Source organism: Pectinatus cerevisiiphilus (assembly GCF_004341685.1).
GTDB lineage: Bacteria > Bacillota > Negativicutes > Selenomonadales > Selenomonadaceae > Pectinatus > Pectinatus cerevisiiphilus.
Window position 1 is genome coordinate 58,453 of record NZ_SMAA01000009.1, and the last position, 24,992, is coordinate 83,444.

Annotated in this window: 23 protein-coding genes and 4 tRNA genes; 9 read left to right on the forward strand and 18 right to left on the reverse strand. The window is 40.0% G+C overall.

What is annotated here, in order from left to right; all coding sequences use genetic code 11:
• Positions 1-124 precede the first annotated feature (124 nt).
• The 3 genes from EDC37_RS07295 to pheT all read left to right on the forward strand — a co-directional run bounded on the left by EDC37_RS07295 (position 125) and on the right by pheT (position 5,396).
• Positions 125-1,522 (forward strand): amino acid permease, encoded by a 1,398-nt coding sequence (locus EDC37_RS07295; protein WP_132549689.1) that lies wholly within the window; start codon positions 125-127, stop codon positions 1,520-1,522.
• Between the two features lie 394 nt (positions 1,523-1,916).
• Positions 1,917-2,942, forward strand: coding sequence for a phenylalanine--tRNA ligase subunit alpha (pheS, locus tag EDC37_RS07300; RefSeq protein WP_132549692.1), 1,026 nt, complete (start codon positions 1,917-1,919; stop codon positions 2,940-2,942).
• A 21-nt stretch (positions 2,943-2,963) separates the two neighbouring features.
• Positions 2,964-5,396 (forward strand): phenylalanine--tRNA ligase subunit beta, encoded by a 2,433-nt coding sequence (gene pheT / locus EDC37_RS07305; RefSeq protein ID WP_132549695.1) that lies wholly within the window; start codon positions 2,964-2,966, stop codon positions 5,394-5,396.
• A 92-nt stretch (positions 5,397-5,488) separates the two neighbouring features.
• On the opposite strand, the gene EDC37_RS07310 is transcribed toward pheT, so the two are convergent.
• Together EDC37_RS07310 and dcuC are read right to left on the reverse strand one after the other, a co-directional pair.
• Complete coding sequence (locus EDC37_RS07310; protein WP_132549698.1) at positions 5,489-6,616, reverse strand: M20/M25/M40 family metallo-hydrolase; 1,128 nt, start codon at positions 6,614-6,616, stop codon at positions 5,489-5,491.
• Positions 6,617-6,673: 57 nt separating this feature from the next.
• Positions 6,674-7,933 carry a C4-dicarboxylate transporter DcuC gene (dcuC, locus tag EDC37_RS07315; protein ID WP_231040137.1) on the reverse strand — a complete coding sequence of 420 codons (1,260 nt, stop codon included), beginning with the start codon at positions 7,931-7,933 and terminating at the stop codon, positions 6,674-6,676.
• Between the two features lie 411 nt (positions 7,934-8,344).
• Here dcuC and rpsT point away from each other — a divergent pair, with 411 nt between their 5' ends.
• The 5 genes from rpsT to EDC37_RS07340 all read left to right on the forward strand — a co-directional run bounded on the left by rpsT (position 8,345) and on the right by EDC37_RS07340 (position 9,125).
• The gene (rpsT, locus tag EDC37_RS07320; protein WP_132549704.1) at positions 8,345-8,611 is read left to right on the forward strand and encodes a 30S ribosomal protein S20; all 267 of its coding nucleotides are present in this window, start codon (positions 8,345-8,347) and stop codon (positions 8,609-8,611) included.
• 145 nt (positions 8,612-8,756) lie between these two features.
• Positions 8,757-8,834 (forward strand) — tRNA-Arg (locus EDC37_RS07325).
• Between the two features lie 7 nt (positions 8,835-8,841).
• Positions 8,842-8,927: transfer RNA gene (locus tag EDC37_RS07330), tRNA-Tyr, on the forward strand.
• A gap of 27 nt (positions 8,928-8,954) precedes the next feature.
• Positions 8,955-9,032, forward strand: a tRNA-Arg gene (locus tag EDC37_RS07335).
• A 7-nt stretch (positions 9,033-9,039) separates the two neighbouring features.
• Positions 9,040-9,125: transfer RNA gene (locus EDC37_RS07340), tRNA-Tyr, on the forward strand.
• A gap of 74 nt (positions 9,126-9,199) precedes the next feature.
• On the opposite strand, the gene EDC37_RS12370 is transcribed toward EDC37_RS07340, so the two are convergent.
• The 16 genes from EDC37_RS12370 to rpmE all read right to left on the reverse strand — a co-directional run bounded on the left by EDC37_RS12370 (position 9,200) and on the right by rpmE (position 24,103).
• The gene (locus tag EDC37_RS12370) at positions 9,200-9,409 is read right to left on the reverse strand and encodes a TOBE domain-containing protein (RefSeq protein ID WP_196589952.1); all 210 of its coding nucleotides are present in this window, start codon (positions 9,407-9,409) and stop codon (positions 9,200-9,202) included.
• A gap of 9 nt (positions 9,410-9,418) precedes the next feature.
• On the reverse strand, positions 9,419-10,468 hold the full coding sequence (locus EDC37_RS07345) for a sulfate/molybdate ABC transporter ATP-binding protein (RefSeq protein WP_196589953.1): 1,050 nt from the start codon (positions 10,466-10,468) through the stop codon (positions 9,419-9,421).
• A 2-nt stretch (positions 10,469-10,470) separates the two neighbouring features.
• Positions 10,471-11,157, reverse strand: coding sequence for a molybdate ABC transporter permease subunit (gene modB, locus EDC37_RS07350; protein WP_132549707.1), 687 nt, complete (start codon positions 11,155-11,157; stop codon positions 10,471-10,473).
• Between the two features lie 2 nt (positions 11,158-11,159).
• Positions 11,160-11,984, reverse strand: a complete 825-nt coding sequence (gene modA, locus EDC37_RS07355; RefSeq protein WP_330998892.1) for a molybdate ABC transporter substrate-binding protein — start codon at positions 11,982-11,984, stop codon at positions 11,160-11,162.
• Positions 11,985-12,392: 408 nt separating this feature from the next.
• Complete coding sequence (locus EDC37_RS07360; RefSeq protein WP_132549710.1) at positions 12,393-14,084, reverse strand: methyl-accepting chemotaxis protein; 1,692 nt, start codon at positions 14,082-14,084, stop codon at positions 12,393-12,395.
• A 277-nt stretch (positions 14,085-14,361) separates the two neighbouring features.
• Complete coding sequence (gene wecB, locus EDC37_RS07365; RefSeq protein ID WP_132549713.1) at positions 14,362-15,528, reverse strand: non-hydrolyzing UDP-N-acetylglucosamine 2-epimerase; 1,167 nt, start codon at positions 15,526-15,528, stop codon at positions 14,362-14,364.
• A gap of 34 nt (positions 15,529-15,562) precedes the next feature.
• On the reverse strand, positions 15,563-16,609 hold the full coding sequence (locus EDC37_RS07370; protein WP_132549716.1) for a glycosyltransferase family 4 protein: 1,047 nt from the start codon (positions 16,607-16,609) through the stop codon (positions 15,563-15,565).
• Positions 16,610-16,828: 219 nt separating this feature from the next.
• On the reverse strand, positions 16,829-17,284 hold the full coding sequence (locus EDC37_RS07375) for a deoxycytidylate deaminase (RefSeq protein WP_132549719.1): 456 nt from the start codon (positions 17,282-17,284) through the stop codon (positions 16,829-16,831).
• 42 nt (positions 17,285-17,326) lie between these two features.
• Positions 17,327-17,965, reverse strand: coding sequence for a uracil phosphoribosyltransferase (gene upp, locus EDC37_RS07380; RefSeq protein ID WP_132549722.1), 639 nt, complete (start codon positions 17,963-17,965; stop codon positions 17,327-17,329).
• 17 nt (positions 17,966-17,982) lie between these two features.
• Positions 17,983-19,227 (reverse strand): serine hydroxymethyltransferase, encoded by a 1,245-nt coding sequence (glyA, locus tag EDC37_RS07385; RefSeq protein ID WP_132549725.1) that lies wholly within the window; start codon positions 19,225-19,227, stop codon positions 17,983-17,985.
• Between the two features lie 32 nt (positions 19,228-19,259).
• Positions 19,260-19,712: a ribose 5-phosphate isomerase B gene (rpiB, locus tag EDC37_RS07390; RefSeq protein ID WP_132549728.1), complete on the reverse strand. Its 453-nt coding sequence runs from the start codon at positions 19,710-19,712 to the stop codon at positions 19,260-19,262.
• Between the two features lie 151 nt (positions 19,713-19,863).
• Positions 19,864-20,901, reverse strand: coding sequence for an L-threonylcarbamoyladenylate synthase (locus EDC37_RS07395; RefSeq protein WP_132549731.1), 1,038 nt, complete (start codon positions 20,899-20,901; stop codon positions 19,864-19,866).
• Positions 20,886-21,785: a peptide chain release factor N(5)-glutamine methyltransferase gene (gene prmC / locus EDC37_RS07400; protein WP_132549734.1), complete on the reverse strand. Its 900-nt coding sequence runs from the start codon at positions 21,783-21,785 to the stop codon at positions 20,886-20,888. The genes EDC37_RS07395 and prmC overlap by 16 nt, the downstream gene beginning before the upstream one ends.
• A 4-nt stretch (positions 21,786-21,789) precedes the next feature.
• Positions 21,790-22,857: a peptide chain release factor 1 gene (gene prfA, locus EDC37_RS07405; RefSeq protein WP_132549737.1), complete on the reverse strand. Its 1,068-nt coding sequence runs from the start codon at positions 22,855-22,857 to the stop codon at positions 21,790-21,792.
• Between the two features lie 25 nt (positions 22,858-22,882).
• A complete protein-coding gene (locus tag EDC37_RS07410; protein WP_132549841.1) occupies positions 22,883-23,794 on the reverse strand; it encodes a DUF1385 domain-containing protein in 912 nt (303 codons plus the stop codon).
• Between the two features lie 108 nt (positions 23,795-23,902).
• On the reverse strand, positions 23,903-24,103 hold the full coding sequence (gene rpmE / locus EDC37_RS07415) for a 50S ribosomal protein L31 (protein ID WP_132549740.1): 201 nt from the start codon (positions 24,101-24,103) through the stop codon (positions 23,903-23,905).
• A gap of 301 nt (positions 24,104-24,404) precedes the next feature.
• On the opposite strand from rpmE, the gene EDC37_RS07420 reads away from it, so the two are divergent.
• Positions 24,405-24,947, forward strand: a complete 543-nt coding sequence (locus EDC37_RS07420; protein WP_132549743.1) for a MarR family winged helix-turn-helix transcriptional regulator — start codon at positions 24,405-24,407, stop codon at positions 24,945-24,947.
• Positions 24,948-24,992: the final 45 nt, after the last annotated feature.

The following is a 24,992-nucleotide window of genomic DNA, read 5'->3' on the forward strand; positions in this document are numbered from 1 at the left end:
CACTAAGCAACCTTTATCCTATTTCCCCAGTTCAGACTATTTGTGCTGCTTTGACTGTAAAGTGCAGCTGTATTTTTATAATACCGAAGTTTGAACAAATATGGTAAATTATGGGGTGAAATAAATGGAAGAAAAGAAATTACAACGCAATCTCAAAGCACGTCATGTCGAAATGATCGCTCTAGGTGGAACTATTGGTGTAGGGCTCTTTATGGGCTCCGCCAGTACTATCCAGACCGCCGGTCCCTCCGTACTACTTTGCTATGGAGTTGCCGGACTTGTCATCTTTTTCATAATGCGTATTATGGGTGAAATGCTCTACTTAGAACCGGTAACTGGCTCTTTTGCCTCTTACGGTTATAAATACATCCATCCTTTTGCTGGCTATTTGACCGCATGGTGCTACTGGTTTTTATGGGTGACGGTCGGCCTTTCGGAAATAACTGCCATTGGCATTTATGTAAGATTCTGGTTTCCCCTAATACCACAGTGGGTCTCGGCTTTCGGCGGTATGGCCATTGTAGCTCTGGCAAATATAGCAGCAGTAAAATATTATGGTGAATTTGAATTTTGGTTCTCTATCATAAAAATTACTACTATAGTCGTGATGATAATTGTAGGTTTCGGTGTTATATTATTTGGCTTTGGTTACGGCGGGCAACCACTCGGTTTCTCCAATCTGTGGTCACACGGAGGATTTTTCCCCAATGGCCTGACAGGTATGCTCACTGCTTTATGTATTGTAACGGCTTCCTTCCAAGGCGTAGAATTAGTCGGCATAACAGCAGGTGAAGCACAGCATCCACAGCATACGCTTAAAAAAGCCATCAAAGGAATTGTTTGGCGCATCCTGATCTTTTATATTGGTGCTATTTTTATAGTTATCACTATTTATCCATGGGACCAACTTAATATGATCGGCAGTCCTTTCGTAACTACTTTTGCTAAAATTGGCATACCGGCAGCAGCAGGCATAATCAATTTCGTTGTACTGACAGCCGCTCTTTCTGGCTGTAACAGCGGTATCTACAGTGCAGGCCGTATGCTTTATACCTTGGCAGAAAACAACCAGGCGCCCAAATGGCTTGGCAAATTATCAAAAACCGGTGTACCCCAAAATGCTATTATTTTTACAATAGCATTATTAAGCATTGGTGTCATTTTAAACTACCTGATACCAAATTCTAAACTGTTCCTATATATATACAGTGCCAGTGTTTTCCCCGGCATGATTGCTTGGTTTGTTTTAGCCGTTGCCCAGAAAAATTTCCGCCAAAAACATGGGAAAAAGATTATGGCTGAACATCCTTTTAAATCCCCATTTTATCCGTACAGTAACTACTTCTGTATAATTTTCCTCGCTTTGGTCACGGTTGGTATGTGGGTTAATAACGATACCAGGATGTCTCTAATCATTGGTTGGATATTTTGCGCCCTATTAGCGATATATTATTTCTTCAATCTGAAAAATAAAATTTATCCTGATATCAAAATTACACCAGTAAAGACAAATCGTCATTAATTGTCTTCCCATCTGTTTTATGTTATAATTTTTAGTAATGTAAAAATTTATTTTCCATTGTATTATATTGTAATTTAACGATGATAAAGAGAGTATGTTCTTGCTTTTTGTACAGAAAGCATTGTTTCAGCTGAGAACAATGCCAGAAGGCTGAACAGAAATTCACTTTTGAGTTCTATGGTGAAGATTCGGCAGAAATATTTCAGTATAACTTTTTTATACTGTTTATAGATATTTATTTTGCCAATTGCGTAGTCATTGCGTCGGCGGCGTTAACGCATTTAAAGTATCAATTAGGGTGGTACAGCGAATCCTTACCTTCGCCCCTTACAGGGCGGAGGTTTTTTTATTTTCTTTGAATTTATCAACCCAACTTCATCAGGAGGTATTAATTTTGGAACAGCAATTATCCCAAATCAAACAAGACGCTATAGCAGCTATAAAAGCGGCTACTAGTTTAAGTGAGCTCAGTGAACAACGCGTAAAATATCTTGGTAAAAAAGGTTCCCTTACTGCCATTTTGCGTGGTATGGGGAAACTAGCCCCGGAAGACAGGCCACGCGTCGGCCAACTGGTCAACGATGTTCGCAAAGAACTGGAAACATCATTAGACGACAAGCAGGCAGCTTTGAAAGCCAATGAACTTGCCAACCGCTTGTCAACCGAAAAAATAGACGTGACACTGCCTGGCCGTCATCATGAAATAGGCCATCTGCATCCGCTTACACTGACTTTAAATAAAATTAAAGGCATATTTAAAAGTATGGGGTATTCTATAGCGGAAGGCCCGCAGATAGAAACAGATTATTTTAATTTTGAAGCCTTAAATTTACCTAAAGACCATCCCGCCCGCGACATGCAGGATTCTTTTTATATAACAGAAGACATCCTCATGCGCACACAGACATCTCCCGTCCAGGCACGAACCATGCAGGCACATGATCCTAACAGCCCTATCCGTATAATAGCACCGGGCCGTGTCTTTCGGCGTGATGATTACGATGCCACCCATTCTCCCATGTTCACACAGGTAGAAGGTTTGTGTATTGACAAGGACATTAGTTTTTCCGATCTAAAGGGAACGCTGACTTCAGCAATGCGCCAGCTTTTTAGCGATGATCTTGAACTGCGTTTTCGTCCAAGCTTTTTCCCTTTTACAGAACCCAGTGCTGAAGTGGATATCACCTGCGTGATGTGCCATGGTAAAGGCTGTCGTGTCTGCAAAGGTACCGGCTGGCTTGAAATATTAGGTTCAGGTATGGTGCATCCACATGTTTTGGAAATGAGCGGTTATGATCCGAAAAAAGTTAGTGGTTTCGCCTTTGGCCTTGGTGTTGAACGCATTGCCATGCTTTCCTATGGAATCGAAGATTTACGTTTATTTTTCGACAATGATATACGTTTCTTAAAACAATTTTAAAAGAAAAGGAGACTCTTAAACATGCAGGTATCTATAAAGTGGCTTAAAGATTACATAGATTTCAAGGAAACACCCGAAAAACTTGCGGATATGCTCACAATGGCAGGTGTCCCCGTAGAAAATATAATAGACCCTGGGGCTGGCCTTGAAAAAGTGATAACGGGACGCATTGAAGAATTAAAACCACACGAAAATTCAGATCATCTCCAAATCTGCACTATGAATGTCGGCTTACCAGAAAACATCATCATAGTCACCGGCGCCCAAAACGTAGCCCAAGGACAGATTGTCCCCGTTGCCATGATCGGCGCACACTTGCCTAACGGCATGAAAATTTCCAAAGGAAAACTGCGCGGTGTAATGTCGTATGGTATGCTTTGTTCCGCACAAGAGCTCAAGCTTGATCTCGAAGCCCTGCCCGATAAACAAAAGACCGGCATTTATATACTGCCCGCCGATACACCTGTCGGTGTCCCTGTCAAAGACTTACTCGGTCTCAATGATGTAATCCTTGAATTTGAACTCACTGCCAACAGAAGTGATTGTTTCAGTGTTTTCGGCCTAGTACGTGAAATAGCCGCATTGACTGGGAACACTCCTAAATGGCCTGCTATCACGCTTGAAGAAAATTCTTCAGATAAAATAAATGATCTGCTCTCAATCGAAATCAAAGACGCTGATCTTTGTCCGCGTTTTTCCTGCCGCATGTTAAAAAACGTGAAAATCGGTCCTTCTCCCGAATGGATGCAGCAACGTCTTGAAGGTGCCGGTATACGGGCAATAAATAATGTCGTAGATGTGACAAATTTTGTCATGATCGAAATGGGGCAACCGCTGCATGCTTACGACTATGATGCCATAAGCGGACATAAGCTGATTGCCAGACGCAGCATAGAAGGAGAATTACTGCATACGCTTGACGATACTTCGCGCAAAGCGAAAAAAGACATGCTCGTCATTGCTGATACCGAAAAGGCTGCCGGACTAGCCGGTATAATGGGCGGCTTTGAAACAGAAATCACAGATAAAACTACAACGGTTGTCCTCGAAGCTGCCAAGTTTTATGGTGCCTGCATACGCCGTACCGCCCGTTCCTGCGGACTTGCCTCCGAAGCTTCAGGACGTTTTGAACGCGGTACTGATATAGAAAATACAATCCGCGCATTAGACAGGGCTGCCCAACTGCTCGTCCAGATGAATGCTGGTACTGTAGTAAAAGGTGTCCTCGATGTATATCCTGAAAAGAAAAAACCAACCACAGTTGACTTTACTGTCGAAGCAGTAAACAGACACTTAGGAACTGCTCTCGACAAACAGACCATGCTTAATATCCTTGCTAAACTGGAAATAAAAGCTGAAGAAAAAAACAACGTTATTACTGCCCATATTCCTTCATGGCGCGGTGACATTACCTGTATGCAGGATATCTCAGAAGAAGTATCGCGTATCTACGGCTTCGACAAGATAACCTCAACTCTCCCATCCGGTCTGGCCTTACAGGGTAAACAATCTGAAAAACAGACCTTTGTCGATAAGATAAAAGACATTATGGTAGGCCTCGGTCTCTGTGAAACAGTTTCCTTTAGTTTCACACATCCATCCCTCTTTGATAAACTCAACGTTCCTGCTGACCATACTATCCGCAAGGCCATTCCTATTATGAACCCACTCACCGATGAATATCCGCTGGTTAGAACCTGTCTTTTAACCTCAGTAATGGAAAATCTCACACGTAACTTTTCCCGTAAAAATAATGACATAAAAATATTTGAAGTAGGCACTACATTTCTGCCCAAAGCTTTACCAGTAACTGAACTACCTGATGAACACCTGAAAGTTGCCGGTGCAATAGCAGGACGCAGAAATCCAGTCGGCTGGAATGAAGACAATGCTTCAGTTGATTTTTATGATGCCAAAGGCATCGTTGAAGAATTATTGAAAAACCTGTCTATCAGCCGCTACAAAGTGGAAGCCGGCGAACATTTTGCCATGCATCCTGGTAAAACCGCCCTCTTTAAAAAAGGACGCGACACTATTTTCACCGTAGGCGAACTGCATCCTTCGGCAGCAGCGGCATTTGCCATCAACAAACCTGTTTATATCTTCTCTGCCGATATAGACACACTCATCAAATATGCGGCTAAAACCATAAAGAGCAAACCATTGCCAAAATACCCTGCTACTACGCGTGATCTTGCTATAATTATTGATACTTCTGTTGATGCTGCTTCAATCGAAAAAACAATAACAAAATCAGCCGGACAATATCTTATTTCTCTTGATTTATTTGATGTATATGAAGGCAAGCAAATTGATGCCCACAAAAAAAGCCTGGCCTTTTCTTTAACCTTCCAAGCCAATGAAAAAACATTAACAGACGCGGAAATAGATGCTGCTTTTAAAAATATTGTTACTGCATTGCAAAAAAATTACGATGCAGCTCTGCGTGCATAAAGCATATTTATTCAATAAAATCTTAAGCTATAAAAAACAGGAACTGTGACTAATTACGTCACAGTTCCTGTTTTTTTATTCTATACCAAAAGCTATTTTATCCCCATGTCTGCTACATCTTTAACAATCTGTAAAGTTAAGCGGGCTGTATCATATAAATCTTTTTCTTTGATAAATTCAGCAGTAGTATGTCCATTTGTCGTGCCTATCCCTAAAACAGCACAGAGGATTCCATAGCTATTAAAAAAGTTGGCATCACTCCCACCGCCAGATTCTTCCAGCAAAACAGGTAAGTTTATTTTTTGTGCGGCTTGTGCTGCGATCTGCACTACTGGTGAATTTGGGGAAATTTCATATGGATCATATGCTTTTCTTACTTCTACATCTACCTGCGTTCTTGTTTCTCTACCACCTCGTTCAAAAATATCACATATGTTCTTTGTCAGCTCATCTAATTTTACTTTGTCACGGCTGCGCGCTTCACAATCGACTTCCACTGTTTCTGCCACAATATTGGTAGCCTGTCCCCCTTTAATCCGACCTACATTGCAAGTGGTTTCTTCATCAATGCGTCCTTGCGGCATCTTTGTTAGCATCTTAGCTACCGCCATTATCGCATTATTGCCTTTTTCTGGTGCAATCCCTGCATGGGCAGCGGTTCCCTTCACTTTGACAAAAATTTTATTCTGTCCAGGAGCTTTTATCACTATTTTCCCTGGAGCCCCATGTGTATCCAAAGTATAGCCTAAATCAGCTTTTAAAAGCGTTTTATCCAAATTCTTGGAACCATTAACGCCGCCTTCTTCAGCAACAGTAAAAACTATTTGTAAATCGCCATGAGGTATATTATCTTCTTTCAAAACACGAAGTACTTCCAAAATGGAGGCAACACCAGCTTTATCATCTGCCCCTAAAATAGTACTGCCATCAGAACGGATAATGCCATCTACTATCTGCGGATGGATATTTTCACACGGTTCCACACAATCCATATGTGCCGTCAGCATAAGTACAGGTGCTTTAATACTCCCCTTCAAATCAGCAATAAGATTACCTGTATCACTATTTAATTTTTTTGCGGCATTATCCTCTTGTACTGTACAACCCAATTCAGTAAGCTGCTTGGTCAAAAGGTCGGCAACTTTACGCTCCTGTCTTGTCGAACAACGAATCTGCACCAACCTTAAAAATTCGTCTAGAAGTCGTTTTTCCTTAATCATATATTTACAATCCCTCCATATTTATATAGGCGCCATCCATATTATTTAATAAATTTTTTATAAAAGCAACATGAAAGTAACAACTCCCAACAACATAGGAATAGCATTTCGCTTTGCTAATTCCATAGGAGATACATTAGCTAATTCTGCACAAATAAGTGCGGCTCCAGCAACTGGTGACATAGAACGGCCAATGGCTCCCGACATTTGTGCTAATGAACCTAGATCCATTATAGACATTCCAAAATGTTCAGCAAATGGTGTGATTGCACCATTAAAAGCTAAAGCTGCGGCATCGCCTGAACCTGATAACACTGCAACAATAAATGGGCCAAAAGCTCCGGCAATTTTAGCCAATGATTGCGAGCTTTTCATTATTTCAATAAGGTTGTCCGTAAGTCCTACAGCTGCCATTCCCTGTGTAAAAACAGCAGCAGCAACAATTAAACCAATCACGTTACCGTATGCATTCCCCATGCCATCAAAAAATTTTTTGCAAACATCCTGGGGATTAGACCATGTTACGAGAATAGCAAGAATTGTACCAATAATCATTGCAAGTGGAACACTTACAAATGGTAATATTGCAATCTGCGCACTTCCCAAAACCAGTAAGATCAATGGAACCAAAGGAATCACTGCATGCACTGGATTTACTTTAAAAGTATCTTCGGCTCCCTTTCCAGCAACAATCTTGTTACTGTTTTTCGCATTAGCAGTTTCTTTATTAATAATAGCTATTCCGGTTAATGCGGCTATTACGACAAACGACGCAATAACAGCAGCTGGTGTTTCATTTATAATTACAGTCATTACATCCGTATTAGCTAATTGAGCCACAAAAGGATTATGCGATGTGCCAGGACTAATAGCACTTCCCCAAGTTCCAGCCAAAACTGCACAGCCTGCCATAGCTGGATGCACACCAGCAGCTATAAGGGTAGGGATAAGAATACTTCCGACAGCAGCAGCGCAGCCTGCCGCACTAGGAATGGCAACGCTGATCCACCAGGTAATTAAAATCGTCAATGGAATAAGGACCGATTTTCTTTTCTTGATTGCTGACGAAATGGCTATAGCTAAATGCTTATCACAGCCAGTATACCTCATTACAAAGGAAAACCCCATGACTGTACAAATTGTTGGTACTAAAGAACTATGCACCATAGTACTTGTAAATGCAGTAATTGCTGAATTTATTGCTCCACCTAATATACACATAACGATACCAGCTGTACATAATACCATACGTGCTTCATATTTTTTAATGATAGCTGCAAAAGCAACTAGAACAGTAATAATTCCGCCTAATAACATAATTTGCCTCCTTATAATTAAAATTTAATTCTTTATTTTCTGTATTTTATGATAATAAATATAATATATGTACTAATAAATTTAATACATAATTATATTATACATTATATAATTAATTTTTCAACAAAGGCTATATTTATATTATTAAAATAACACTATAAATTATCTTAGTTTGTAAAAATATCTCCTAAGACAAATTACACTATCCAATTGAACATATCATCTTAAATTATACAGAATATCCCCTAAAGATAATTATTGGTAAAAATTTTACTTGCCTTATATATATTGATCTCATTTTACAATAAATTATCAACTGAATTTGCGATATCCGCAAAATCTTTGTCTTGCATTTAACATTATTACGTGATAAAATAATTTAATGAAATATAGTGTAAAGGGGTGAATTACTTGCCAAATATTAAATCATCAATCCAAAGTGTTAAAAGTGATGCTGAACGCCGTGCGAAGAACGTAGCTGTAAAGTCTACTGTAAAAACTGCTTTTCGTAAGGTTAATGATGCAGTTAAAGCAGGCAATACCGACGATGTAAAATCTCTTTTAGCTGTTGCTTGCAAAAAAATAGATAAGGCTGCTGCCGACAATATTTATCACAAGAATGCTGCAGCTCGTCGTAAATCTCGCTTAGCTAAGAAAGTTAATGCTTCAGCGAAATAAGTTTTTACCTGCTTCTAAAATAAAATTGTGGAGCAGGTTTTTTTATGTGTCAAATGATAATTACTAATATAACTGCTTTATAAAAAATTCTTGACACTATTATTCATCTATGTTAGAATAGTTATCGCAGTTATGAAAAGAATATGGCCCTGTAGCTCAGTTGGATTAGAGCGTTTGACTACGAATCAAAAGGTCGCAGGTTCGAATCCTGCCAGGGTCACCATTATTATGGGTAGGTGCCCGAGTGGTTAAAGGGAACAGACTGTAAATCTGTCACCGTGAGGTTACGATGGTTCGAATCCATCCCTGCCCACCAATCTTTTCAATTATAATTACATATCATGGCCCTGTAGCTCAGTTGGATTAGAGCGTTTGACTACGAATCAAAAGGTCGCAGGTTCGAATCCTGCCAGGGTCACCATTATCATGGGTAGGTGCCCGAGTGGTTAAAGGGAACAGACTGTAAATCTGTCACCGTGAGGTTACGATGGTTCGAATCCATCCCTGCCCACCATCCTTGTAATTACGATTGATAATAACGAAAAACCATAGCAATTTGCTATGGTTTTTTTAGTTCCAAATAAATTGTTAATCAACGGCAACGATCACTGAACTTGCTTTCACTATTGCATAAGCTTCTTTTCCCACAGCAAGCCCCAGTTCTTCAACGGACTTTTTAGTAATAGTCGCGGATATTATATCCCCGCTTGCGAGTTTAATTTTAACAACGTCGTTTACGCTGCCTACATCAATCCCACACACTACACCCTTTAATTGATTTCTTGCGCTCAATTTCATTTCATCACCTCATTTCTTTAGTAAAATAAGTTTATTTTCCGGGATTGTTAGAAACAGTGGCTTCTCCCTCAAACGCAGCCACTCAGCTTTATCAAGTTCCCAGCGCAACGGCCGTCCTTCTGTCCCATAAGGACGCACCATAATGATATAGGAGAACGTATCCTCGATTACTTTGAGCACCTGTGCGCGAAAACAATTCATAACCTGCTGCTGTGTTGATTTCGGTTCAAAAAAATGTGCCCTAAAGCCGACATAAGACAAATCATCAGGAATTTGCTGATTGACACTAAGTTGCAACTGCCAATCCTCTGCATATAAGCTGTGCGCATTTACTTTATGTGCCCTTGAGTTATTCTTACATCCCGTCAAAATCGCAGCCGTTAATGTCTGTGGATCTTCAAATATCCCATGTTTATCACTTATAGCTTCAATTTCTCCATTATTCATCACGGCAATACGGCTGCATAGACGATATACTTCGTCACGGTTATGTGATACAAAAAGTGTTGTTTTGTTATACTTATCGAGCAGTTCACCCAGCTCCAGTTCCAGCTGCCATTTCAAATAACTGTCCAATGCGGAAAAAGGTTCATCAAGCATCAACAGCTTTGACTGCGCAGCTAAAATTCTGGCAAAAGCCACTCTTTGCTGTTGTCCTCCAGAAAGGCTGCATGGGTAATCATTTTCAAGCCCTCGCAAATGAAAACGGACGATATTTTCCTGTGTGAGTTCATCCTTATATTCTTTATTACCTTCAATAACAAAAGCGATATTTTCCCAAACTGTCATATTGGGAAATAACGCATAGTTTTGAAAAAGATATCCCGCATGCCGTTTCTGCGGTGGTAGATCTATCCGCTTGTCACTGTCAAAAAAGACCTTTCCATCAAGCTCTATATGGCCGCTATCCGGTTTTTCTACACCGGCAATACATTTCAGCGTCATACTTTTCCCGCAACCTGAAGCGCCTAAAATAGCAAAAGTTCCATTCTCTACAGTAAAATTTACATTCAGTAAAAACGCATTAAGCTGCTTTTTTATATTGACTTTTAATGTCATCTTCAGCCCTCATTCCTCACTGGGGCTTTTGCCGTATAACGTGCACTATTTTTCAGCCATAAATTCATCAGCACTATTACCACAAAAGAAAATATCATGATTATCCCCACCCAGAAAAAAGCAGCATCATTATCTCCGGCTTGCACAGCCGAATATATAGCGGTAGATATAGTTTGTGTTATTCCCGGTATATTACCGGCGACCATTATCGTCGCCCCAAATTCACCGAGAGCACGGGTAAAGGATAATATGACACCAGCTATAAGTCCATGCTTTGTGTTTGGCAATATGATATGCCAAAAAATTTTCCAATCAGAAATACCAAGTGTTTTCGCGGCATAAATGATATTCTTGTCCAATTGTTCAAATGCACCGCGCGTAGTTCTGTACATCAGCGGAAAGGCGACAACAACTGCCGCTACAACCGTTGCTTCCCATGAAAAGACCAGCGAATATCCCATTGAAAGCAGGATCTTTCCCACCAGACTGTTTTTACCAAAAGCAACCAACAGTATAAAGCCTACCACAGTAGGAGGCAATACCAAGGGAAGTGTTAGAATAGCATCGACGACACCTTGAAAATGTTTGAGCCGTACCACTACATAAGCTGCATAAATTCCCGTAAAAAAAGTTATAACCGTTGCTAAGCACGATGTTTTAAGCGATATTAGAAGCGGTGAATAGTCCATAATCATCCAGCCATGCTGAAGCCGTAATGTTCAAATATTTTTGCTGCTTCAGGTGTTTGCAAAAAGTCGACGAAGTCTTTTGCCGCCTGCATATTTTTTGTTGATTTCAATATCGCAATAGGATATACTATCGGCTTATGTGAGTCTTCTGGTGCTTCGGCTACAATTTTTACTTTATCGGAAATAGCAGCATCGGTTTGATATACTAATCCGCAATCGACCTCACCATTTTCAACCCAGGCGAGCACTGCGCGTACGTCATTCCCATAGACAGATTTTGGTTTCACTGTATCTTCATAGTTTAAATTTTTGAATATTTCTTCGGCATACTGTCCTGCCGGTACGCTTTTGGGATCACCGACAGCGATTTTGCTGACCTTATCGGTCGTAATATCAGCAAGCTGGGTTATATTATTTTTATTATCTTTTGGTGTTATCAACACTATTTTATTTATAAGCAGATCTTTGCGGGTGCCATCCGCCAACAAAGCTTTGTTATCTAACGCATCCATTTGTTGCTGCGCGGCCGAAATAAAAATATCTGCGGGAGCGCCTTGTTCAATCTGTGTTTGCAAAGTTCCGCTTGCAGCAAAATTAAAGGTCAAATCTACATTCGGATTCTTTTTCTTGTACTCTTCCGCCAGTGTATTCATAGTTTCCTTTAGGCTGGCTGCAGCTGAAACCACTAATTTTTGTTGCTGGCCTGCATCTGCGCTGCTTGTCTTTTCCCCTTCATTTTGCTGGCCGCAGCCAGATACCAATACAGCTGTCAACGTTATCATTAACAACATCATAAAGATAGAGACTTTACACCTTTTCATCATCATACAACTCCCTTATTTTCAAATTCTGTTTTAGAATAGCTGAAAATTGATAGTTAACAGTATACATCTTGCCAATACCTTTGCAAAATCATATTGATATATTATATTTTTTTACTATTTATGTCAATAATACTTTAAATAAAGAAATCGAATGTATAACATTAATAATTTCCGTATTTTATTTAACAGTATCATAAAAAAAGATAAATTTGCTTTTCAACCTACTTTTTATTAGGAAAAACTATTAGAATCTATATTTGGAAAAGAATTTGGAAATATGTCAGAAAATTCATTCTAAGTAGAGTGCATTCCTTTTCATATCAATGATTTTGCACAAAAAAACAGGCACATTACAAAATTAATTGCATGTGCCTGCATGACATAATTCTCCAAGCTATAAGCCCAGTTATATCAAATTCTAAACTTTTTAGTTTCGTTCATTAATTTATCAGTTAACTGTTGCAAATTTTGGCAGGATGCAGAAATTTCTTCCAGTGAAGCGGTCTGTTCTTCTGTAGAAGCAGAGGTATTTTCCATTTCTCCAGCGACGACTTTCGTTTCTTTGTTTACTTCCTGTATCCGGGAAAGGATATTATCACCATTTTTAGCGACTTCTTCCATTGTTTCCGACATTTCACGTACTTGCATTGCCACAGAAGCGGCTATCTGCATTATATTGGAAAAAGCTTCCCCTGATTTATTTGCAGATTCCATGCCAGCCTGTACTTCTCCTGTGCCTGCGGATATAGCCTCTACAGCTTCCTGCGTTTCCTTCTGGATCTTGCCTATTAGTTCGGCAATCTGTTGAGCTGATTGCTGTGATTGTTCAGCCAGTTTCCTGACTTCTTCTGCTACTACAGCAAATCCTTTCCCCTGCTCACCTGCACGTGCTGCTTCAATAGCTGCGTTAAGTGCCAACAGATTGGTCTGGCCAGCCAGTCCTGAGATGGTATCAACAATCTGGCCAATCTCCTTAGACCGGTCACCTAATGCCGAAATAACGCTTGATGAATGTTTCGTAGTTTCTTCAATCTGTTTCATCTGTTCAATAGTCGAGAACATTATCTGTGTACCTTCATTAGCCGTATTAAGTGCTTTTTCAGCATCGTTTGACGCGGTTTTAGCATCACTTGAAACAGCCTTCATATAAGTAGTTATACTGGCAGTATCCTGTGTTGATTGATCAATTCCTTTAGACTGTTTATCAGCCGATTGCGCTACAACTGTCACTGACTGGGCTATATTTTGGATAGCCTGCGCAGACTGGTCAGCACCTGTAGATACTTGAGAAACTGTATCTGATACATTATTTGCCGTGCTTTGGATTGTCTTGACCAGGTTTCTGATATTTTCTATTGTTTTATTATAAGCGGTCGCCATTTCACCGAATTCATCATTGCCAGTAAATTCAATTTGCTGTTTAAGGTCACCATTAGAAACCTTTTGGCTTACTTCCAAAAATGCATTGATAAACTTACTCATATAACGTGTGACAAACGTCGCTATTGCCATACCAATTATTATTGCCAGCAATAAACCAATGCCTGTTAAAAATTTACTTCTAGTATATTGGGACTGCCCATCTGAAACATTTTGAACCGTAGCTGCAGTTGTTGCTTCTATGTATTTATCAATTTCTCCGTTAAGCTGCTCACGCACCTGTTTCAATTTATCTGTTTGTGCTCTCATTGTATCTGTTTCCATATTCTGGCCCGATTTTAAAAGCTGTATTCTCTCATTAGAAAGCTTTTTATATTCCTGCCATATGGAAATAGTATCAGCTATTTGGCCTTTATAAGTAGATATTGATTTTTCCTGTAATTCGTTTAATTCCTTGTCTATGGCCTGTTCTGCTTTTTGCATATCAGCCATATCATCATTAGAAGAAGCACTATGTAAAATCACATTGCGCTGTGCCGCTAAATATTCACTAAGTTCCTTGTCTATATTAGTTATCAATAAAAGTCTGGGTACCTTTTGGCTGCCCAATTCATTTAAACGGGAATTTACACCGTCCATCGCGTACAAGGAAAACAACCCAATAATACCCGTTAAAACTATTACTACTGCATACGAAATATACATTCTGGCTTTTAAATTCATAGCAAACACATCCTTTGTCTTTATGTAATTAATTGATATCCCACACCAATAATATACATGTATAGGATACTGCCCTCATCACGGTTGACAATACCATCCTCTTTTTAGTAAATATTCTGCAAACACTTTTTAGAATAAAATTAGTAAAAATATTCTCAACATTAATAACACATTGTTTATTTTCTCCAAACCACCTCTTTCTTTATTTGATAAACGGTATCTCCTTTTCATCATTATCAGAAAAGCAAATACCGTTTTATAGAAAAAATTTAAAGCTTTATTTTTTTACTGATGGTGAGAATACTGGAGGCAAAACATCCGTGAAGCCATAATAATAAAGAATTGCTTCAACAATCCTTTTAGCGGCTTTACCATCCCCATAAGGATTGCATGTACTAGCCATCCGCATATATTCTGCCTTATCATCAAGTAAATATTTAACTTCGTTATAAACACGCTTTTTTTCTGTCCCAATCAATTTGACAGTACCAGCATCCACAGCTTCAGGACGTTCAGTAGTATCACGCAATACCAAAACGGGTTTTCCCAAAGATGGTGCTTCTTCTTGGATGCCGCCTGAATCTGTCATAATAAGATAAGAGCGATGCATCAGGTTAGCAAATGGTTCGTAGTCCAAAGGATCTATTAAATGGACACGTTCCAATCCGCCGAGTTCTTCATTAACAACTTCCCGTACCTTGGGATTTTTATGAACGGGAAAGACGACTTCTACATCCGGATATTCTGCCACTATTTCCTTCATGGCTTTATATACATGACGCATTGGTTCTCCCAGATTTTCCCGTCTATGTGTAGTCACTAAAATAATACGCCTATTAGCGTAATCTATACCATGCAGCATTTCATTGCTAAATTTATATTCATCACCAACAATTCTGTGTAAAGCGTCAATAACCGTATTGCCAGTAACAAAAATATTTTTTTCAGGAACATTTTCCTTACGCAGATTTTCGTGGGAAACCTGTGTTGGTGCAAAATGAAGATCAGCAAGCGCACCGGTCAGTTTTCTATTCATTTCTTCCGGAAAAGGTGAATATTTATTATTTGTTCTCAGTCCTGCTTCGACATGGCCTACCGCAGTTTCATGGTAATACGCTGCCAAGGCTCCCGCGAAGGTTGTTGTCGTGTCACCATGGACTAGCACCATATCAGGATTTTCTTTCGTTAAAATCTTATCAAGCCCCTGCATAGCTTTAGTGGTTATATCAAAAAGTGTCTGTCCAGCAGCCATGATGTTGAGATCATAATCAGGTTTTATGTTAAAAAGCTGCAATACCTGGTCAAGCATCTCTCTGTGCTGTGCCGTAACTGCTATAACGGGGTCTATTTTGTCACTTTTAGCCAATTCCAGTATTACCGGAGCCATCTTAATTGCCTCCGGCCTCGTACCGAAAACAGTCATTACTTTGATTTTTTCCTTCATGATCCTTCCTCCTGCCGCCAAACAGCATAAAATGTCAGGTATGAATATTATTTTTCGGATGGAATATCCCAATCTTTTTTGCGCCATAAATAATTACCAGCAATATGAATAATAATATTATCCCGCCGGCATATTCACTAACCTGTGTCAGTGCTATAGCACTCAACCCTAAAAAACTACTGAATACATACATCAACAGCACTGCCTGCCGTTGCGTAAAACCTAAATCTAAAAGTCTATGATGAAGATGTCCTTTATCTGGTTTAAAAATAGGAACACCGCTCCGGTACCTTCTTATTATCGCAAAGGTGGTGTCCAAAATAGGCAGTCCCAATGCTAAAATAGGTACTATCAAGGCAATTGTCGTAGCACTTTTTACAACGCCGATTATGGAAACTCCAGCTAATATAAAACCTAAAAACATGCTGCCAGTATCACCCATAAAAATACGCGCAGGATTGAAATTATACTTCAAAAAACCTAAAGCAGAACCAGCTAAAGCCGCAGTGATGAAAACAACAAATGCATCCCCCTGCTGATATCCCACCAGAAGCAACGTTATTGAAGCAATGGTAGAAACACCGGCGGCAAGTCCGTCTAAACCATCAATAAGATTTACCGTATTAGTAAGACCGACAATCCAGAAAACAGTAACCAGTACCGACAAATATTCTAAAAATATCCAATCACCGAAGGGGTTTGTCAAAAAATCAATCCGCACATCAAAGGATGCCATGATACACGCAGCAGCGATTTGGCCGATAAGCTTCACTTTTGCGGGTAGATTTTTATAATCGTCGATAATACCGATTATGACGATAAAAGTTCCCCCGATCAGTAGTCCCGCTAAATCCATTCCGTGCCCAGCCACTACATCAGTAGTAAGTGATAAGATCAGCACAGCTGCTAAAAATCCAATGTATATTCCCAACCCGCCAAGGCGAGGAATTGGCTGACAATGTACTTTTCTTTTGTTTGGTGCATCCATCGCATCCGTTTTAACAGCAAATTTTATTACCAGTGGCATTATCAGTAAAACGATAACCAATGAGATAACAAAAGCCAAAAAAGAACTCGGCATATTTACAGCGCACTTCCTTTACTATAAGCAAACAATACTACCATCTGCAAACAGATTTACCATGCAAATTGAACTGACCGTTTGCAAATAAGCTCATCAAGTCCAGCACTAAACCCTTCACAGAAAACTCCATTTAAAATCAAACTTTGCTGAACATCAGTTTTGTTTTTTTATTTGATATTGATACTGCTCTTATATTAGCCTAACCCAAAGAATATATCAATATATTTTTCTGGGATCAGCTTCCACGACCGAACCATCTGTTTCCAAATAAACTACTTTACCGATCATAGCATTGCATATCATTCTTCTGCATAAAAGACATGGTTTTCCTGATGCCAGTGTACCATCCTCATTATAGCCGACGATATAAATTACCGCATCCTTCATTTTGACAGGATCAGCAGCAATTATCGCGTTTTGTTCAGCATGTACTGCCACACAAAGTTCATATCGCTGTCCCTTGGGAACATGCTGCCGCTCACGCTCGCAAACACCCGTATCAATACAATTGGCCTCGCCGCGCGGTGCTCCGTTATAACCTGTACTTACTATTATTTTATCCTTGACAATAATTGCCCCATAACGACGGCGAAAGCAAGTAGCTCGACGCCCCACAGCTTTCGCTATATCAAGGAAATATTCCGTCCAACCAGGACGGTTGTATTTATCCATATTTTTCTCCAAACGAATAATCGATACTTTTATGGTCTAAGCTTATAATGTACCGAATAATCTATCGCCTGCATCGCCAAGTCCAGGAACTATATAACCATGTTCATTAAGTCGTTTGTCGACTGAAGCTGTATAGATTTTAATATCAGGATGTAATTTATTTATAGTCCTTATTCCTTCAGGAGCAGAAACAAGGCACAAATAAATAATATGTTTAGCTCCTTTTTTCTTGAGCAGGGAAAGTGCCGACGCAGCAGAACCACCCGTTGCCAGCATCGGATCGATTACGATCAAGGTGCGTTCAGCAACATCCTTAGGCAGCTTGCAATAATATTCGACAGGTTTTAATGTTTTAGGATCCCTGTACATGCCAACATGACCGATTTTTATCGTCGGTATGAGTTTGACAATCCCATCCACCATACCGAGACCAGCACGCAGGATAGGAATAAGGCCTAGTTTTTTACCATCAAGTGTCTTTGAAGTACATTCAGCCACTGGTGTCTTTATCTGCACATCGACAAGCGGCAGATCACGTGTTATTTCGTAAGCCATCAGCATGGAGATTTCTTCTAAGAGTTCCCTAAAATCTTTAGTACCCGTTTCTTCCATACGCATCAGCGTCAGCTTATGCTGCACCAGCGGATGGTCAATAATACTTATCTTTAAATCATCTGTCATTTTCATTCTCCCTTGACTCAGTATAAAGGATATTTTTCACATAAAGTTTTTACGCGCTTTACCGCTTCTGCCATTTTACTTTCGTCATTTGGATTATTTAATACTATAGCCATTATGCTGGCTGCTTCTTCCATATCTTTTTCTTTAAAACCGCGAGTTGTTAGTGCTGGTGTACCAAGTCTTATTCCGCTTGTCACAAATGGGCTCAACGGTTCAAATGGTATTGTATTTTTATTTACGGTAATACCTACATCATCAAGTAATTTTTCCGCATCTTTACCAGTGATGTTTTTATTTCTAAGATCGACAAGCATCAAATGGTTGTCCGTACCGCCAGAAACAATACGAAACCCTTCTTTTGTCAAAGCTTCTGCCAAAGCACGTGCATTTTTTATAATCTGCCGCTGATATTCTTTAAATTCATCACTAAGTGCTTCCTTAAAAGCTACAGCCTTGGCTGCGATTACATGCATTAAAGGGCCGCCCTGGGTTCCCGGAAAAACTGCCTTATTGAATTTTTTCCCAAATTCAGCATCACGGCAAAGTATAATACCACCGCGCGGTCCACGCAGCGTTTTATGTGTTGTTGATGTAACTACATCGGCATATTCTATAGGGTTTGGATGCAACCCAGCGGCTACAAGACCGGCAATATGTGCCATATCTACCATCAAGTATGCCCCTACCGATTTGGCAATCGATGATAAACGCCGAAAATCAATTATCCGCGCATATGCACTCGCACCAGCGACAATCATCTTCGGATGATGCTTCTGGGCAAGTTCCTGCAATGCATCATAATCAATGCGTTCTGTTTTTTTATCAACACCATACGGTATAACATTAAAATACTTACCGGAGATATTAACCGGACTACCATGTGTAAGATGTCCGCCGTCAGTAAGGTTCATGCCAAGCACAGTATCGCCAGGGTATAGGAGAGCGAAGAAAACAGCCATGTTGGCCTGTGCCCCGGAATGAGGTTGTACATTTGCATATTCAGCGCCGAATAATTTTTTTACACGATCAATTGCCAGCTGTTCCACTACATCGACACATTCACAACCACCATAATACCGTTTCCCTGGATATCCTTCCGCATATTTATTGGTCAGGACACTGCCCTGCGCTTGCATTACTGCACGGCTTACTATGTTTTCCGAAGCAATAAATTCAAGCTTATTGCGCTGTCGTTCCAATTCGGCATTTATAGCATTACTTATCTCCAGATCAACTTTCTCCAAATCGTCCACAAGATTCATTTATATCCCCCTAAGAAAAACCTACTCAATTATCAGCTATTTCGTTTATCTGCTATCGCCATAATCTTATTTACACGGCGTTCATGACGACCACCCAAAAATTTTTCTTTCACCCAGACACGTACCATTTCAGTTGCCGGGCCAAAACCTACATCCCTGCCGCCCATTGCCAGAACATTGGCATTATTATGCTGGCGCGACATACGTGCTGTAAAAACATTATGGCAAAGTGCAGCACGGATACCTTTGACTTTATTGCATGCAATAGAAATCCCTATACCTGTGCCACAAAGCGCTATACCTCTATCAGCTTCTCCCGAAGTGATTTTAGCACATATTTTTTCCGCTATATCTGGATAATCCACTGAATCTGTAGTATAGGTGCCTACATCTTCCACAGTTATATCAGTAAACTCCTTCAATACTTCCTTCACATGTTCCTTTAGTTCCAACGCACCCTGATCACAGCCAATAACAAGTTTCATAAAAATCAGCATCCAATTTATGGATGCCTCTCCACCACCTATCTTTTTTTAAGATAATTTTAACATACCGTGTTATCTAATGGCAAATTTTTACATTTAACCCATAATAAATATTATCAATAAAACCTTAGTCCTATTGCGTTATCGTTAATTAAATTTTTATGATATTTTGCCCGCTTGCTTTTTTCAGGCGGTTCATAATCGCAAGGCCAATCCCCTTTTGCGTTGTTCCCTCCGCCAAAATAATATCTATATCTTTATCATCAAAATAAAGTAAAGCATTATATAAATTAGAGGCAATCGCATAAAGGTTTTTATTGCTGCCATAATCATATACAGCATCATAAGCCAGTGCTTTTATAACTTCACTACTTGCTATGATACCTACTTTTTGGCCTTCTCCCTGGTACTTCTTCAATGCCTTCGCCAATGCACCCAGCATAGCTTCTTTTTTCCCTTCGAACAAAACCAAAGGAGCTTTTGGCGCATAATGACGATACTTCATACCAGGAGCTTTTGGTATTTCATCTTTTTTGGTCAAGGCTGGATCTATACGCACTTCAGCAAAAATTTCTTCCAGCATTTCCTTGGTAACTGCTCCGGGGCGTAAAATAACAGGAACTTCCTCAGTACAGTCAATTATAGTGGATTCAACGCCAAATCCCGCGGCGCCACCATCTAAAATCAAGGGAATGCGGCCTTTCATATCACGATATACCGATGCCGCCGTAGTCGGACTGGGGCGGCCTGAAATATTGGCGCTGGGCGCGGCTATTGGTACACCGGACAGGTTTATAAGTTTTCTGGCAATAGGATTAGCAGGCATCCTTACCCCAACGGTAGACAACCCACCTGTGATAGTATCAGGTATTGTCTCTTTCTTGGGTACAATCATTGTCACCGGACCAGGACAAAATGCCGACAATATTTTTACCGCCATAGGCGGCATTTTCTTTGTTACCATAGATAACATTTCGACACTGTCTATATGTAAAATAAGGGGATTATCAGAAGGGCGCCCCTTTGCCCTATATATTTTTGCTGATGCCTGTGTATCAAGGCCGTTTGCGCCAAGGCCATAAACAGTCTCCGTCGGAAATGCGACAACTTCACCGCTTTTTATAAGCCCTGCTGCTTTTTCTATGGCTTCGTTATCCTCTGGAGTTACTTTTATTATTTCTGTTTCCATAATACGACTACCCGTTCTATACCCGCTAAATCTTTCAATATCTCAATTTTCCCCCAAGCATTTTCCGCTGCTATTTTTTTTACAGATGCCGCCTGCTTTATCCCAATTTCACAAGCCAAAAATCCATCTGCAACTAGTAATTCCTTACTTTCTTCTAAAAGACGCCGATAAAAATTAAGACCGTCAGCGCCGTCTGTCAACGCATCAGCTGGTTCATACGCGCGCACTTCCGGTTCCAATGTATCCATGTCAGCAAGCGGAATATATGGTGGATTAGCAACAATAGCTGCCAATGGTTCTCTATCTGGTATATCCCGCAACGGTTGCAATAAATCTCCCTGCAAAAATTCAATTTTATCTTCAACATGAAGAATCCCTGCATTTTCTTGTGCTGCTGCTATTGCCTCTGCTGAGATATCGACTGCGTACCCATGAAGATTTTTTCTTAGCTTAACAAGCGATATCGCTATAGCGCCGCTGCCCGTACCAATATCTGCAAACACAGCTGTCTGCTCACTGGGCAGACGTTCGATAGCACACTCTACCAAAAGTTCAGTTTCCGGACGGGGCACCAGAACATGCCTGTTTACCTTAAACGGCATCCCCATAAATTCTTTTTGCCCTGTCAAGTAAGCCACCGGTATACGTGCTGCCCTTTTTTTTACCAGCTCGCGAAATTTGATAAGCTCATTTTCCTGCAAGGGTTCATCAAAATGCACGTACAGATATATTCTTTCTTTGCCTAAAAGATAAGAAAGCAGCACCTCTGCATCAAGCCGCGGAGAATCAATTCCCTTCGCCGAAAAATATTCCTGCGTCCATTTCAAAATTGTACCGATAGTCCATATTTTCCCGTTGCCGGCATATGTCTTGTTTTGCGTCATATATTTATTTGACCTGCTGTAATCTTTCCGCTTGGTCAGCCGTAATAAGCGCATTTATCAACTCATCAAGCTCACCGTTTAAAACAGCATCAAGTTTATGCAATGTCATACCGATACGGTGATCTGTAACACGCCCCTGCGGAAAATTATAAGTTCTGATTCGTTGGCTCCGGTCACCCGAACCTACCTGACTTTTTCTATCAGCAGCAATTTCTTTCTGCTGTGCTTTCTGGGCTTCATCATTGATTCTGGCACGCAGGACACGCATGGCCTTTTCTTTGTTTTTCAACTGTGATTTTTCATCCTGGCATTGGACGACAATGCCTGTGGGAATATGTGTAATGCGGATTGCCGAATCTGTCTTATTGACATACTGTCCGCCAGCTCCACTTGCTCTATATGTATCTATACGCAAATCGGACTGCTTTATGTCTATTTCTACATCTTCCACTTCCGGCAATACTGCTACCGTCACAGCAGAGGTATGTATCCTGCCGCTGGATTCTGTTTCCGGCACACGCTGCACACGGTGAGTCCCGCTTTCATATTTCAGGCGGCTGTACGCGCCACGGCCTTCAATACAAAAAGAAACTTCCTTGAAACCGCCCAGCTCAGTAGCATTTGCATCAAGAATTTCGGTTTTCCACCCCTTCATTTCCGCATAACGTGAATACATGCGAAACAAATCTCCGGCAAATAAGGCCGCTTCGTCACCGCCTACACCACCGCGTATTTCAATTATGACATTTTTAGTATCGTTGGGATCTTTAGGTAAAAGTAAAAGGGGAAGCTCTTTTTCAAAAGCTTCCTTTTCCTTTTGCAATGAAGCTATTTCTGTTTCCAATAATTTTTTAAATTCATTGTCATCTTCTTCAGCGAGCATTGCCTTATTTTCACTTAATTCGTTACATGCCTTTTTATACTGCCTGTACTTCTCCACGATCTCGCTGAGTGCGGCATGTTCCTGGTTGTATTTTTGCCAACGTGGTACATCCGCTAAAATATCAGGATCACTTATCAATGATTCCAATTCCAAATATTTATTTTCAATTGCAGCTAACTTTTCTAACACGAACGCTTATTCCCTTTCCCATATATCAATTATTATCAACTAGTTGTGTAAACGATGACGATTTTTCTTCATATGCCTTTGCAGGTTCTTCCTGCGTTTCGACAACAACTGCTTCTACCGCCTTAACCGCTACCTCTATCATTGATGCATCAGGTTCTTTCGTCGTAAGACGCTGTAACCACAGTCCCGGTAAAATAGCAATATGGACAAGCGGATTTTTCGAGCGTCCAGAAAATCTGATAATTTCATATGACACACCAGCTACAACAGGCAATAGCACAACACGTGACAATATTCTATAGATCAGGTCCGGCCAGCCTAAAAAGGCAAATATCACTATACTAACCAACATAACGATCAGTAGAAAAGAAGTACCACAACGCGGATGAAACCGGGAAAATTTTTGGATATTTTCAGGGGTAAGTGGAACACCTGCTTCATAAGCAAAAATCGTCTTATGTTCAGCTCCATGATACTGAAAAACACGGTGGATGTCCTTCACTTTTGATATTCCGTATATATATATAAGAAATATTGCCAACCGTAATATTCCTTCTCCCAAATTCATATAAAAAGGATCATTGGTTGGAAAAAATCTTGCCGCAGCCGTTGGGATAACCACAAATAACAAAATCGCCGCTGCGATAGATACAAAAATAGTAACTGCCATATCTTTATCCGAAAGCTTATCATCTTCATCTTCTCCTGCCATCTTAGCAGAATAGGAAAGTGAACGCATGCCGATTACTAAAGATTCACAGAGTGAGAGGACACCTCGCAGAAAAGGTTTTTTCAAAATAGGATATTTATCGCCGAGTGAATTTACAGGTCCTTTTTTTACGCAAATCTCGCCTGACGGTTCGCGAACAGCTGTAGCTACATATTTAGCACCACGCATCATCACGCCTTCAATGACAGCCTGCCCGCCTATATTCATTCTGGTACAGCATTTTTCTTTCACCACTAAGCTCCTTTGCCCTATAAGTTAAATAATTCTATATATAAATGAAGCAGAGCATTGCTGCTCTGCCGCCCATAACAAATATTATTTTGTTCCGTAACGTTTGTTAAATTTTTCAATTCTACCACCGGCAGCAGATTCACGCTGACGTCCCGTATAAAACGGATGACATTTTGAACATATATCAACGCGAAGGTTTTCCTTTACGGATCCGGTTTTAAAAGTATTGCCGCAGCCGCAAACAACTGTCGCTTCTTTATAATCAGGATGTATTCCCTTTTTCATATAACACACCTCATTTCTCCTAAACTATATCAGTTAGTAATTATAGCACACCGCTTTAGCTCTTGCAAGCATGCTGTTTAGTAAATTATATAGACATCCCTGCAGAAACTAAGTCACGCACACAAACATATAAACCATGTATAGCAGCAAAATTAATTTACAGTTCTGCCCAGCTCATATAATATTTTGTAAATAAATTTTATTATATTAGGTACCTGAAAATAATGCTTGACACTTATTTTTTTTTATGTTACGATAACATTTGTTAGGTACCTAATAAATAATTTTTACGGAGGAAAAAATGAATACTAACTCTCTTGGTAATAAAAATCCAAATCTTATTTCAGAAAAACTTTACTCACTCTTTTTACGCTGCTCTCACGCATTAAGTCGTGGTCATCATCAAAGTGGCGGTATGCACCCAAGCCAGCAACGCATACTTTCATTGCTGGCATCCAGCGATAAAATTACACAACATGACTTACTGGACATATTGCAAATCCGCGCTGCTTCTTTAAGTGAGTTATTAACTAAATTAGAAAGTAAACGACTCATCAATCGAACCAAAGCAGCTAATAATAAACGCAGCATTGATGTTGAAATAACTGATCTAGGTGAAGCAGTAGCCGCTGAATATGCTGACAGTCACCAAGCAGTGACGACTAAATTATTTTCCGTTTTATCGGAAGATGAGCAGCAGCTCTTAGTCCAATTATTAAGCAGGCTTATTGAAAATTGGCACAATTACCATCATGGTTTAAACGGAAATAAAGATTCTCTACATGGACAGAAAGACGGAAACGATCATACTGCTAATCATCATGATGAATCCACATGTCCATAATATATATAACACTATAAAGAACTACCAATATTAGTACAGTGAATA

Coding starts and splice junctions, on each gene's coding strand:
- EDC37_RS07295 (WP_132549689.1), top strand. CDS start 125: ATGGAAGAAAAGAAATTACAACGCAATCTCAAAGCACGTCATGTCGAA.
- pheT (WP_132549695.1), top strand. CDS start 2,964: ATGCAGGTATCTATAAAGTGGCTTAAAGATTACATAGATTTCAAGGAA.
- EDC37_RS07310 (WP_132549698.1), bottom strand. CDS start 6,616: ATGATTAAGGAAAAACGACTTCTAGACGAATTTTTAAGGTTGGTGCAG.
- dcuC (WP_231040137.1), bottom strand. CDS start 7,933: ATGTTATTAGGCGGAATTATTACTGTTCTAGTTGCTTTTGCAGCTATC.
- EDC37_RS12370 (WP_196589952.1), bottom strand. CDS start 9,409: ATGAAATTGAGCGCAAGAAATCAATTAAAGGGTGTAGTGTGTGGGATT.
- EDC37_RS07345 (WP_196589953.1), bottom strand. CDS start 10,468: ATGACATTAAAAGTCAATATAAAAAAGCAGCTTAATGCGTTTTTACTG.
- modB (WP_132549707.1), bottom strand. CDS start 11,157: ATGGACTATTCACCGCTTCTAATATCGCTTAAAACATCGTGCTTAGCA.
- modA (WP_330998892.1), bottom strand. CDS start 11,984: ATGATGATGAAAAGGTGTAAAGTCTCTATCTTTATGATGTTGTTAATG.
- EDC37_RS07360 (WP_132549710.1), bottom strand. CDS start 14,084: ATGAATTTAAAAGCCAGAATGTATATTTCGTATGCAGTAGTAATAGTT.
- wecB (WP_132549713.1), bottom strand. CDS start 15,528: ATGAAGGAAAAAATCAAAGTAATGACTGTTTTCGGTACGAGGCCGGAG.
- EDC37_RS07370 (WP_132549716.1), bottom strand. CDS start 16,609: ATGCCGAGTTCTTTTTTGGCTTTTGTTATCTCATTGGTTATCGTTTTA.
- EDC37_RS07375 (WP_132549719.1), bottom strand. CDS start 17,284: ATGGATAAATACAACCGTCCTGGTTGGACGGAATATTTCCTTGATATA.
- upp (WP_132549722.1), bottom strand. CDS start 17,965: ATGACAGATGATTTAAAGATAAGTATTATTGACCATCCGCTGGTGCAG.
- glyA (WP_132549725.1), bottom strand. CDS start 19,227: ATGAATCTTGTGGACGATTTGGAGAAAGTTGATCTGGAGATAAGTAAT.
- rpiB (WP_132549728.1), bottom strand. CDS start 19,712: ATGAAACTTGTTATTGGCTGTGATCAGGGTGCGTTGGAACTAAAGGAA.
- EDC37_RS07395 (WP_132549731.1), bottom strand. CDS start 20,901: ATGGAAACAGAAATAATAAAAGTAACTCCAGAGGATAACGAAGCCATA.
- prmC (WP_132549734.1), bottom strand. CDS start 21,785: ATGACGCAAAACAAGACATATGCCGGCAACGGGAAAATATGGACTATC.
- EDC37_RS07410 (WP_132549841.1), bottom strand. CDS start 23,794: ATGAATATAGGCGGGCAGGCTGTCATTGAAGGCGTGATGATGCGTGGT.
- rpmE (WP_132549740.1), bottom strand. CDS start 24,103: ATGAAAAAGGGAATACATCCTGATTATAAAGAAGCGACAGTTGTTTGC.
- EDC37_RS07420 (WP_132549743.1), top strand. CDS start 24,405: ATGAATACTAACTCTCTTGGTAATAAAAATCCAAATCTTATTTCAGAA.